12 protein-coding genes are annotated in these 12292 nt (G+C 48.6%); all 12 read left to right on the top strand.

Annotation, left to right across the window (positions count from 1 at the left end):
• Positions 1-6: 6 nt before the first annotated feature.
• Positions 7-135 (top strand): class III lanthipeptide, encoded by a 129-nt coding sequence (locus CZ379_RS26325; RefSeq protein WP_199925697.1) that lies wholly within the window; start codon positions 7-9, stop codon positions 133-135.
• 121 nt (positions 136-256) lie between these two features.
• A complete protein-coding gene (locus CZ379_RS20075) occupies positions 257-628 on the top strand; it encodes a DUF5316 family protein (protein ID WP_199925696.1) in 372 nt (123 codons plus the stop codon).
• 49 nt (positions 629-677) lie between these two features.
• Positions 678-2396 (top strand): ABC transporter ATP-binding protein, encoded by a 1719-nt coding sequence (locus tag CZ379_RS20070; protein WP_110933244.1) that lies wholly within the window; start codon positions 678-680, stop codon positions 2394-2396.
• Positions 2397-2511: 115 nt separating this feature from the next.
• On the top strand, positions 2512-2760 hold the full coding sequence (locus CZ379_RS20065; protein WP_110933243.1) for a hypothetical protein: 249 nt from the start codon (positions 2512-2514) through the stop codon (positions 2758-2760).
• An 89-nt stretch (positions 2761-2849) separates the two neighbouring features.
• Complete coding sequence (locus tag CZ379_RS20060; protein ID WP_110933242.1) at positions 2850-4529, top strand: TerB N-terminal domain-containing protein; 1680 nt, start codon at positions 2850-2852, stop codon at positions 4527-4529.
• A gap of 36 nt (positions 4530-4565) precedes the next feature.
• On the top strand, positions 4566-5903 hold the full coding sequence (locus CZ379_RS20055; RefSeq protein ID WP_110933241.1) for an ATP-binding protein: 1338 nt from the start codon (positions 4566-4568) through the stop codon (positions 5901-5903).
• A complete protein-coding gene (locus CZ379_RS20050) occupies positions 5900-8128 on the top strand; it encodes a DEAD/DEAH box helicase (protein ID WP_110933240.1) in 2229 nt (742 codons plus the stop codon). Before CZ379_RS20055 ends, CZ379_RS20050 begins: the two co-directional genes overlap by 4 nt.
• Positions 8112-8759: a pentapeptide repeat-containing protein gene (locus tag CZ379_RS20045; protein WP_110933239.1), complete on the top strand. Its 648-nt coding sequence runs from the start codon at positions 8112-8114 to the stop codon at positions 8757-8759. The genes CZ379_RS20050 and CZ379_RS20045 overlap by 17 nt, the downstream gene beginning before the upstream one ends.
• Positions 8760-9026: 267 nt before the next feature.
• Positions 9027-9557: a DNA topology modulation protein gene (locus tag CZ379_RS20040; RefSeq protein WP_110933238.1), complete on the top strand. Its 531-nt coding sequence runs from the start codon at positions 9027-9029 to the stop codon at positions 9555-9557.
• A 159-nt stretch (positions 9558-9716) separates the two neighbouring features.
• Positions 9717-10400 carry an HAD family hydrolase gene (locus CZ379_RS20035; RefSeq protein WP_110933237.1) on the top strand — a complete coding sequence of 228 codons (684 nt, stop codon included), beginning with the start codon at positions 9717-9719 and terminating at the stop codon, positions 10398-10400.
• Positions 10401-10580: 180 nt separating this feature from the next.
• The gene (locus CZ379_RS20030; RefSeq protein WP_110933236.1) at positions 10581-11066 is read left to right on the top strand and encodes an RNA polymerase sigma factor; all 486 of its coding nucleotides are present in this window, start codon (positions 10581-10583) and stop codon (positions 11064-11066) included.
• Between the two features lies 1 nt (position 11067).
• Positions 11068-12081, top strand: a complete 1014-nt coding sequence (locus CZ379_RS20025) for an anti sigma factor C-terminal domain-containing protein (RefSeq protein ID WP_199925695.1) — start codon at positions 11068-11070, stop codon at positions 12079-12081.
• Positions 12082-12292 lie beyond the last annotated feature (211 nt).

The raw sequence follows: 12292 nt of genomic DNA, 5'->3' as shown, positions 1-12292 counted from the left end.
AAAACAATGAATGAAGTGTTAGGGCTACAGCAATTAGCAGCACTACCAGAGGAGCAGGAGCTTTTTCCGATCACAATTACATGGACTGTAACGACTACAGCAGCAACTTGGTCGACGGTAAGCAATCATTGTTAATAACTTAACATTTTATTAATTAACTTGCATAAACAAGGCTGTCGAGATTTCTCGACAGCCTTGTTTATGTTTATTTATAGCTAGCTGGGGCTATCGTCCCTTGGTTAACAGATGTATAATCATGGAAGAAGCTCGGGTCAACGAATGCCCCAAACCTGAGATTAGGGCAATCAAAGGAGGGGCGCAGATAGGAGGAGTTATAATTAAAAAGTTGATGATCGGAATAATTCTGAGTGTCGTATTATCTTTATCCATTGGCTTCTCTTGGGAATGGAAACAGGCCATAAACATTACGGGTGGAATAGGGATTATTATGCTGCTGCTAGTGGGCATTCTTAACGGGACTTTTATTAGCGGGAATCGAATGAGGGCAAATCTAAAGATAGAAACGGCAGAAGATAAAAAGTTTAGAAACAAGTTTTCTTCTACGTTTTTTCTCCTGGGCTTCCCTTTTTTCCTGACGGCAATGGCCCTTTTTATTATCGTAAAGTAGATGTAAAATCGGTGATTCAATACTATGGCAACGAGGAGACATAATAGCAATGTGGCGTCGTTTTTTTTCATATTACCGGCCTTATAAAGGCTTATTCATTCTGGATTTCAGTTGTGCGGTCATTGCGGGTGTTCTGGAACTTGGGTTCCCGCTAGCCGTCAGCAAGTTTATTGACGATCTGCTGCCGGGAGGAAACTGGAGCATGATTGTGTTTGCAAGTGTTGGGTTGTTATGCGTTTACGCGCTGAATACTGTATTGAACTATATCGTCACCTATTGGGGACATATGCTGGGCGTCAATATCGAGACGGAAATGCGGCGGAAAATGTTTGAGCACATTCAGAAGCTGTCGTTTCGGTTTTTCGACAATCACAAAACGGGGCATCTGGTCGGCAGGGTGACGAATGATCTGAACGAAATCGGAGAGCTCGCGCATCACGGCCCGGAAGATGTATTTATTGCTGTCATGACCCTTGCGGGTTCTTTCTCGCTGATGGCTTATATTAATCTCGAGCTTGCACTCCTCACCTTCATCATCATCCCGATTATGGCTTGGTTAATTATCGTGTTTGGAGGTAAGATGACCAAGACTTACCGCCGGTTGTTCGCCAATGTCGGTAATTTCAACGCTCGGATTGAGGAAAATGTCGGCGGCATTCGCGTTGTGCAATCGTTCGCGAACGAGGAGCATGAGAAAAAGCTGTTTGCGGTTGACAACCGGAATTACCGCGATACGATGCTGACGGCTTACAAGACGATGGCCAAGAGCATCTCGGTCAGCTATATGCTGATGAGATTGATCACTATTTTTGTCATGGTGTGCGGGGCCTGGTTTTATATCCAAGGCAAGATCGAGCTGGGTGAATTTATGGCCTTTATATTGTTATCGAATATCTTCTTCCGTCCGATTGAGAAAATCAACGCCGTAATCGAGAGTTATCCGAAGGGCATCGCCGGTTTCAAAAGGTACATAGAGATTCTAGATACCGAACCGGATATTGCGGATAGGAAAGATGCAGTCGCGGTCGACACGCTGCGGGGCGATATTCACTTCGAAAATGTAACGTTCGGTTATGAGTCAGATCGCAACATTTTGGACGGAATCAACCTGTCGATTTGCGCGGGAGAAACGGTGGCGTTCGTGGGTCCCTCAGGTGCTGGAAAAACGACAATTTGCAGCCTCTTACCGAGATTTTACGATGTGAATGAAGGACGGATTACGGTGGATGGCATGGATATCCGAGACATGACGCTGCAGTCGCTGCGTAGAAATATCGGCATCGTTCAACAAGACGTGTTCCTCTTCGCGGGAACGATTCGGGAGAACATCATGTACGGAAATCTGAAGGCCGCCGAAGAGCAAATCTGGGAAGCGGCGAGACGGGCATCTCTGGAAGAGATGATAAGCCAATTGCCTGATGGGATGGATACGGTCATTGGCGAACGGGGCGTCAAACTGTCTGGAGGGCAGAAGCAGCGGCTTGCCATCGCCAGAATGTTCCTGAAAAATCCGCCGATCCTGATTCTTGACGAGGCGACATCGGCGCTTGATACGGAGACGGAAGCGGCGATTCAACAATCGCTGTCCGAGCTGGCGATCGGACGGACGACGCTGGTCATCGCTCATCGCCTAGCAACAATCAAGAATGCCGACCGGATCATTGTCATCGACGAGAGCGGCATCGCCGAGCAAGGCGGACACGCTGAGCTGATTGCTGCTGGGGGAATTTACAGCAGACTGCATCAAGCGCAATATCAACATGCATAAGCTACCATAAAGGTTAGAGCGAGCTCGTGGTAAGAATTCCTACAGAGACTCGCTCTTTTTTTAGATGATGATAAGTCCAAAAAAACAAATAGCAAGTATAGGAGGGTAATAATTTATGACTGCCATCTGGACGATTGGCGCAATAATTGTTGCCTTATTGGTTTCCATATTTCTTGGCCCTGTCGGTTTGTTGGTTTTGGTATCCGTTATTTTTGGATTGGTTCTTAGCATGTATATCAGGAACCAGGAAATGCATCACGATATGGAGCGAATCAAAGAAAAGTTAGGAATCGAAGATAAAGAAGATTTTAATATGAGCGATGAAGAAATTGAAAATGAGTTGCTGAAGGATATGGAGCAGTAAGGAAATATAACTCTTCAATAGTTCGAAAAAAACACGAACAAACTTTCGCTTTGATGGTATAATGGTGTCGTGATGGAGGTCTATGGACGATGAACGATAAGACGGACAGGCACGGCGATCATATGAATAATAACCAGAGGCGAATACAGGAGCATCAGCTTACGTTTGCAGAGATCGAGCTGGTGCAGCCGGAACGGAAGCATGACGAGTCCATTGTGGTCATTTCGGATCATCGCGAGCGGGAAATGGACTGGCAGCACAATTTCCGTTATGTCTCCCGTGAGAGGCAGTTTGTCGAGCAAGCCCGCGAGTTGGAGTGGAAGAACGAAGCAGCGGCGGAGTTCGTCCCTTTTCACGCATACTGGCCCACTTACGAGCAAATGCAGCCGAGACAACTGTGCTGGTATTTGTATTGGCGGGGAGAGGTTCGCTCCGGATGGTATCCGGATACGGATTTGTCTTATCTTTTTGTGTACCTATATGAGCTTATTCACGGAATCGGCTCGAGTGTACCAGCCGAGGGCTATGAGCTGATGCGCCGGGTATGGCTGGCCTACCGCGAGCGCTATCCGAAGCTGGATGCTTACGCGCGGGAATGGCTGTATGATTACAGCCTGGTGTTTGGTTTAGAGGTGCCGCCTTTCGAGCCGCTTCTGAAGCTCCCTCGGAATTTATCTGCCGAGCTCAAGGAGCAGGAATGGAAACGCAGGTTTACTGCACAGCCGCTCGAGCTCACCTGGGACATGCTGCGGACGCTGATCGACTATGACGTGGAGAAGAGCCGCTATTATACCGGGCAAGGGCGCAAGGATCTACAGCTCTATGCCCCGAAAGTCGTGGCCTTGGTGGACGGGTATTTGTCCAAATCTGAGGGAGCTAGGCTGCTGGAGCGGTTTATGCCCCACGAGAAAAAAGCGTGCAGGCCGTTGTTCCGCACCGCTGTATATGACCACGAGCTGTATGGGCGCAACGTTACGGTAAGCATGCTGCCGATCAGTGGACACCTTCCGCTGCGCTCGTATTTAACCCAACTGGTCAGGCTGACCGAGAACAAGCTTCGCGAGCTTGCGGGCTTCAGAGGAAAGCTGCGGGGAATTACGATAGAGCCAGAGGCGGAAGAACTGGTTTCCCGTTTCCTATATAAAGAATTTGAGCAGCGCAAAGCGGAAGAGGTCAAAGTCCGTCTGCCCAAAGTTAAGATAAATAAGGCGAAGCTGCACAGGCTGCAGCGGGAATCGGACGAGGTGCGGGATATGCTGATGACGGAGGAGCAGGTCGAGATCGATTTCGAGCTGGGCTGGATCGAGCCAGAGGAAGCGGAATGGTCGCTGGACAAGCTTAGGGAATCCAGCCAAGCTTCTAAGGAGGAGTCCAAGATGCTTTGTAATCAGGTTGAGCCTCCTCTATTCTACGGTGGTTCTATGAGCGTTCACAGTGAAAGCTTGGGTGAGGAAGCTAGCCGCGGAAGCGGTAAGCGTATTGAAATCGTGGCAGAGGCTGATGCGACGGGGCTTTCCGAGGAGTGGCGTGAGCTCTTTGCTCAGCTTTCCGGCGCTCATCGTCAAATGCTCTCCGCACTGCTTAACGGAGAGAACACCGCGGCACGATTTCGGATTGCCGAGCAGGCCGGCTCCATGCCTGAGCTGCTTCTCGATGAAATCAATGAAATCTCCATGGAGTGGATTGGCGACCTGTTGATTGAAGACGGTGAGATTGTGGAGGAGTATAGTGCAGAGCTTCAGGGCATGCTGCGGGGCAGCGGTTTTTAATCGTTCACAACATGCGTAATGAATGAGGTGATGGAAGTGAATCAGATAAGGATTCCGAAACGGCTTACCACAGCGCTGGTGAATTCTCTGACGGCAGGGGTGGTGCCAAGGGTCGGACTGGAGCATATTGCCGTTGGACGCAAGGCCGAGGTGGCTTCGATTCTGCAGGATATGGACAATATCGCGGAGGGCGGCGCGGCTTTTCGCCTGATTACGGGAAGGTATGGAAGCGGCAAAAGCTTTTTGCTGCAAATGATGCGAAACTATGCGATGGATCGGGAGTTCGTGGTGGCGGACGGAGATCTGTCGCCGGAGCGGCGGCTCGTTGGAACAAAAGGACAGGGGCTGGCTACGTACCGGGAGCTTATGATGAATATGTCTACCCGAACGAGACCGGACGGCGGTGCCTTGGAGATGATGCTGCAAAAATGGATCGCTTCGCTCCAGCAGGAACAAATGCAATCCGGCATGCGCCTTGGTGACGCGGCGCTGCATGAAGCGGTAGAGCTGCGTATTTATGCGGTGTGTAATGAGATGCAGAATCTGGTGCACGGATTTGACTTTGCCAAGGTGCTCGCTGCTTACTGGAATGGCTGCAAGCTGGAGGATGATGACCGGAAAGCGGCTGCGCTTCGCTGGCTGCGCGGGGAGTTTCCAACCCGGACGGAAGCGCGCAAAGAGCTTGGCGTTGGCGTCATCATTGACGATGACAACTGGTATGAATATATGAAGCTGTGGGCAGAGTTTGCGGTACGGATCGGATACAAGGGGCTGCTGCTTTTTATCGATGAAGGCGTGAACTTGTATAAAATCACGAATAGCATTTCCCGGCAGAGCAACTACGAGAAACTGCTGACCATGTTCAACGATACGATGCAGGGCAAAGCCCAATACCTCGGCATCTATTTGGGCGGGACGCCGCAGTTCGTGGAGGACGAGCGGAGGGGGCTATTCAGTTATGATGCCCTGCGTTCGCGGCTGATGGACGGTCGTTACAGCAGCCACGAACGCAGGACGTACACCTCGCCGATTTTGAAGCTGGATATGCTGTCCCATGAGGAAATCCTCATTCTGCTGCAGAAGCTGCGAGACATCCATGCTATGCATTTCGGCTATGGGGCGCAGCTTGCAGATGCGCAACTGATTGCCTTCATGCAGGCGGCGGTGAATCGGCTGGGTGCCGAACAGTTATTGACGACCCGCGAGGTAGTACGGGATTTCATAGATGTGCTGCATATACTGCACCAGCATGAAGGACTTTCGTTTGAAGAGCTGCTGGGCGAGCGGGAACGGGAGCATGTTGCAAACAACGGCAGCCGAAAAGCCGGGGCCAATGACGAACTGGATGATTTTCTTGCGGAGTTCGAGTTATGAGCGGCTTGGCTCCTTTTTCCCGGTTGGCGCCGTTTATCCAGGAATATATCTACCGCAAAAAGTGGGACAGCCTCCGTGAAGCACAGATTGAGGCCTGCCGCGTATTGCTGGATACTCGCCATCATCTGCTGATCGCTTCCGGCACGGCTTCAGGCAAGACGGAGGCGGCATTCTTCCCTGCACTTACGGAGTTGTACGAACGGCCTTCCGAATCTGTCGGCATTTTATATATCGGGCCGCTGAAGGCGCTGATCAACGATCAGTTTGAGCGGATTACCGAGCTGCTGCGGGAAGGAGAGGTGCCGGTCTGGCATTGGCACGGTGATGTCTCCCAATCGGAGAAGACCAAGCTCATGCAGCGCCCCTCCGGCGTCCTGCAAATTACGCCCGAATCGCTGGAGGGGCTGCTCATGAATCGGCCGAATGCAATTCCGGCCTTGTTCCATGATCTGAGGTACATCATGATTGATGAGATTCATGCGTTCATGGGGGCGGATCGGGGCATTCAGGTGCTGAGCCAGTTAACCCGCCTAGAGCGGATGGCTTCCTGTTCGCCTAGGCGAATTGGCCTGTCCGCTACCCTAAGTGATTATGAGGCCGCAGCACGCTGGCTGGGAGCGGGAACCTCTCAGCCTGTCGAGGTGGTATCTCCACAGGGCGGGCGAAAATTAAAGCTGTCAGTGGAGCATTTCTCGTTCCCGGATGCCCGGGATGAGCGTGAGGCCGAGCATTTGGGGCTGGCGAAGCAGCAATATTACAGCTTTATATATGATCACACGCACCGAAAAAAAGCGCTCGTCTTCACGAACAGCCGCTCCGACGCGGAACTGACGACGCTGGAGCTGCGCCGGATTGCCGCGAAGCGGGAGGAGCGTGACGTGTTTCATGTGCATCACGGGAGCATATCGGCGATGCTGCGTGAGGAGACGGAGGCTGCGCTTCGTTCCGGCTCAGGGCCGGCGGTGGCTGCAGCGACCGTGACGCTGGAGCTTGGCATTGATCTCGGTGAGCTCCAGCGGGTCATTCAGCTCGGCGCACCATATAGCTGCTCCAGCTTTGTGCAGCGGCTGGGCCGCTCTGGCCGCCGGGGGGAGCAGGCGTCCGAAATGATGTTCCTCTGTGCGGAAGAAGAGGACGAGGAGGCTCAGCTGCCTGCGCGGATGCCGTGGACGCTGCTGCGGGCGATCGCCGTCATTGAACTATACGTCCGCGAACGTTGGGTAGAGCCGGTGGATTTGCGCCGTAAGCCAGTAGGCGTCCTCTACCATCAGACGATGAGCACGCTTAAAAGCATCGGCGAAGCAGAGCCTGCCGAGCTGGCGCAGGCCGTGCTGACCTTGCCGGCGTTTCGCGGGATTGAGCCGGAGGAGTTCAAGCAGTTGCTGCGCTATCTACTGCAGACCGACCATATTCAGCAGACGGAGGAAGGCACGATGATTATCGGGCTTGGCGGCGAGAAGATCGTGAATAACTTCCGTTTCTATGCGGTGTTCAAGGATGATGAGGAACATGCGGTGTATAACGGCTCGGAGGAGATTGGAAGCATTACGACCGTACCGCCGCCAGGATATTGCTTCACATTGGCCGGCAGATTGTGGAAGGTCGAGGAAGTGGACAGCAAGCATAAGGCGGTATATGTAAAATCTTCTCGAGGCAAGGTAGATACGCTATGGCTCGGCGCCGGCGGCGATGTTCACACGAGGGTGCTGCAAAAAATGCGGCAGATCCTACAGGAGCGGACACTGTATCCGTATTTGGCGCCCGGCGCGGTGAACCGACTGGAAAGGGCGCGCCGGCTGGCTCTTGAAAGCGGACTGCTGCGCAGCCCCGTCATTCCGGCAGGAGGCGATTCGCTGTTTATTTTACCGTGGGCGGGAAGCAAGCAGTTCCGTACCTTAGAGCGTCTATTGAAGCATAATCTGACGAAACCACTGAAATTGCGCCAGATTGTCCCCATGGAGCCGTACTATATGGTTGTTTCAGGTGGCGCAAACGCTGCGGAGCTGTTGGCGGCAATTCAAGCTGAGCTGTCTGGGATCGCTGATCCCGAAGCGCTGCTGGATGCAGCTGAAGCGCCGTACCTTGGCAAATATGATGAATTCGTACCCCCTGAGTTGGTGCGCCGTGCTTTTGCAGTGGATGGATTAGATGTAACAGGGCTGGCAGAGGTTCTTGCTTCAGATAAAAAAGAGGATGAGGAGAACGAAAATGGCGGCGAAAGTTAAAGTAATGGTTCCTCAGCTACCGTCGGGTTTGGAACAATTCGAATTCAGTGATTTGCTCGACAGTGAGGATCACGAGATGGTTGATGGATTAGTTAGCGGAGGGCAAATGGAATATGAGGTTTTGGAGAAATGCATCCTAGCCAAAATGCTGTTTCGTGGATGCTCTTTTGCCAATACCCGATTTGAGCGGATGGATATGACGGACGTTGTATTGGAAAACTGCGACCTGTCCAACGCCGTGCTAGAAAAGGGCGTGATTCACCGCGTTCATTTCAAGGACTGCAAATTGACGGGCGTTAATTTGTCCAAGGCCAATCTCGGCCATGTGACGTTCGAAAATTGCGTCATGAATTTGGTGGATCTGGTGGAGGCTTCGTTGAAACAGGTAAGGATAATCGACTGCTCTTTGCAAAGCGCCAATTTCTATGGCTGCAAGTTCAAAGAGGTACTGCTGGATGCTTGCAACCTGAGCGATACTGACTTTACGGAAACCTCGCTAAAAGGAATGGATATCAGCACCTGCACTTATGAGCGGATTAATATCCCTATAACGGCTTTGGTGGGCTGTACCGTGTCGCCAGAGCAAGCGATCGGTTTCGCTAAGCTGTTCGGGCTAAAGGTCAAATACTAACCTTCTTGACATATACTATCGTAATGAGAAGACAGAACTCTTATTGAGGGCTGTCTTTTTTCTGTTAAGGGCTTTCATACCTTAGTTTCCAGATGTATAATCGTGGAAGTAGCTTAAACGACAACCGACCTGCTCTGAGATAAAGCTATCTAGGGCTGGGTCTTTTTTATAAATAACTAGGTTTGATTGCGGCGCGCCGAGCCATGAATTTAAAAGGGCTGATCAAATGTGAAAAACACCAAACGATATTAAGGCAGGGGAGAATTTATGAAGAAAGTGCTGGTATTAGGCTGTGCTGGCTCAGGGAAATCTACCTTTTCATCACAGTTAGGAGAAGTGACTGGACTGCCCGTAATTCATCTTGATTCTTTATATTGGAGGCCGAATTGGATCGCTGCAACTGAAGCAGAATGGGACGATACGATGGATGAACTGGTGAAACGCGAGTCTTACATTATGGACGGAAACTATTCAAGGACGCTGAACAAGCGGCTTAGGGATGCGGATGCGGTATTTTATTTCGATATGCCGCGCTCATTATGCATCTATCGAGTAATTAAGCGAAGGATTATCAATCATGGGAAAGTGAGAGAGGATATGGCAGAGGGCTGCCGGGAGAAAATAGATTTAGAATTTTTAAAATGGATTTGGAATTTCAGGAAAAGAAATAGAGGTGTCATATTAGAAAAGCTGAGCAAAGCGAAAGAACAAAAACAGATTTATATATTTAAAAAATCCAAGGAAGCAACAGATTATTTAGCTAAAATAAGACTTGAGAAGGGGAGTATGAATGAATGATCTAGAGACGCAGTGATTAATTAGACCTGCTCTATTCGAAGAAGCATTCGTAATTTTAGGATTATGGCAGAATTAAGCAAGATGGCTCAACTCTAATGGAATATATCAATGGAGACCGGGGATGTTTAATTCATAAGAATGACTAGATTGGAGAGAATCATGAAAGCAATAAAAGCCATTATTTTTGACTTGGATAATACATTGCTTGATCGAACTAGTACTTTTAGAAGTTTCACGAATGTTTTTATAGAAACGTATTTTAACCATTTAGAGATGACACAAGAAATTTGCGAGAGAATTATCTATCTCGATCAAGATGGCTATAAAGATAAAAGTGAATTGTTTTCACAGCTTATTGACGAATTACCCTGGAGCGGCGTAATCCCTCAAAAGCTGGATTTGCTAAATTTTTATACCACCGAATATGTTAAATGTGCAATCTTAATGGATCGTGCAAGAGAAGTTATAACCCATTTCAGAAAGAAATATACGATGGCATTAATAACGAATGGGCAGACTTTAATACAACATGGAAAAATAAACCAATTGGGGATTAGAGATGATTTTGATTTAATCATCGTTTCGGAGGAAGCAGGGGTAAAAAAACCGAATCCGCGAATATTCGAAATGGCAATAGAAGAACTTCAATTAAAACCAGAGGAATGCGTCTACATTGGAGATCATCCTATTAACGATATAGAAGGAGCAGCAAGGATTGGAATGGAAACCATATGGATTAAAGTAAAAATATTATTCGAATGGTCGGCAAAAATATGGATACAAACGTGCTGCGAACAGCTAAAGAACTGTCTGCGCAAATCATTGCTGAAGCAGGGGAACTGATCAGGGAACGCTTCAATGGCTTCAATGTGATCCCAGAGAAGGATGAATACGGCGATGTCGTTACCTAGGTAGAACGATCGACAGAACAAAGTATTTGATCGATTTGATCAAGTACTTTTTTTAATTTCTTCTTTAACATTTTAGAGCTTCGCTCGTTATACCCATGAAAGGTGGTGAAGTATGGACACCGGACGGCTTTATGAACAAATGCAGCCCAAGCTTAGGGAAATCCGAAATTATTTAATTCGTCTGGGCGCTTCTTCATCGGATGCGGAGGATATCGTGCAGGAGACCGTGTATAAAGCATTTCTATACATAGATTCTATTGAAAATGGAAAGTTCAGCGCATGGCTGTATAAGGTCGCTATCAACCATTATTACGATCTTTGCCGCCGCAAAAAATGGATTGCCGTTCAGATCGCTGATACGGAAATACCGGATCATGAGCTGCCTGAGGATGCGTTGTTGCAGCAAGAAAAGAAAGAAGAAGTCGAAGCTGTTCTTTGTCAGCTCACTCCTCTGCATAAACAGCTCCTATTAATGAAATATGAGATGGAGCTCTCCTACAAAGAAATTGGGAAGCTGCTGGGCATGCGGATCGAACATGTTAAGGCAGCGCTTTATCAGGCTAGGCAGCAATTCAAATCAAAGTATGGGAGTGAATGAAATGAACCACATCGGAAAAGAGAAAGACACGTTGGAAATGACAAGAATAATCCGAAAAGCCAAGCGAAAATCGACGTTCCGCTCGGTTATTATTTCGCTGATGGTCACCGTCATTGTGCTCTTCGGAGTAATGATCGGCAATGTTCAGTTAGTCAACTGGAGCTCTAGCCGTGCCATGAACGAAGAATTTATGATGGAGGAGATTAGCGGGCCGAATCTGACAGGAGCGGGATATACCGACGAGCAGGGCTTTCTATCCGGCATACTGGAGTTTCATAAAGTTAAAGTGATCGAAGGCGTACCCATAACTTGGGCCAGTAAAAAAGTTGATTATCAAGCCATTCCTTTCTTTGCATTCACCGCTTTGGGGGGAAGCAGCACAGAACCAGGCATAACACTTCCTGATGCTGAAATGAAAAAAGAAGGCTACGAATATACTCGGGCCTATAACAGTACAAATGGACAACGAAAAATGTTGTTTTACATTCCTCAAGTGGATTACAATGAAAAAATTCTTAACGATCTGTCCTTGCTACAGGAAATGGATCAGAACAAGCTGCTGGAAATGGCCATATCATTTGACCAAGATTATACGCTTAGCGAAGTGAAACAGATGATTCCTGCCGGACTCACTCAGACCTGGTATTGGGTGGATACGTATAGCAACAAAGATTTTTATAAACCGTATATAGACGGCAATGGCAATCAAAGTTATGCGACTCCTCATAGTGAGGACACCGTCAGGGGATTCGGTATCTTTCATGCTGACCCCAACGAAGTGAGCGAACAGAAATTTCTTGATGCTTTGGAATGGGGAGTGAAAGCAAAAGGGAGGTATCATTACGAGCTCAGCCAAATATACGACTATCTCAAAAAGGATAAAGCCAAGCCGGATGCAACGGACGTGCGTATTTTGGGCGTGGTTGTTACAGGCTCAGTACAAGAGTTTCATGGGTTAAGAGATCAAGCTTTTGTAAGAGGAGTCACTTTAGGCTCTGTGGTGGAAAAATATTAAATCGTTTGGAGCTATCGCTACTTGATTGTCAGATGTATAATCATGGAAGAAGCTCAGCTAACACATGACCCTGCCCAAGATTAGAGCTAGCTCTGGCGGGGTCTTTTTTTAATGCGCAACAGCTTGAAATGATGCATCCGGCTTCTTATTTGATATGCATAATAATTCAGCGGATTTAGCTCTACTGGTTTAATTCAAGAATATCTATCCA

The sequence above is a fragment of the Paenibacillus bouchesdurhonensis genome (assembly GCF_900155685.1).
GTDB lineage: Bacteria > Bacillota > Bacilli > Paenibacillales > Paenibacillaceae > Fontibacillus > Fontibacillus bouchesdurhonensis.
Note: the sequence above shows the minus strand (reverse complement) of the source record. Positions and strands in the feature narration are given on the sequence as shown.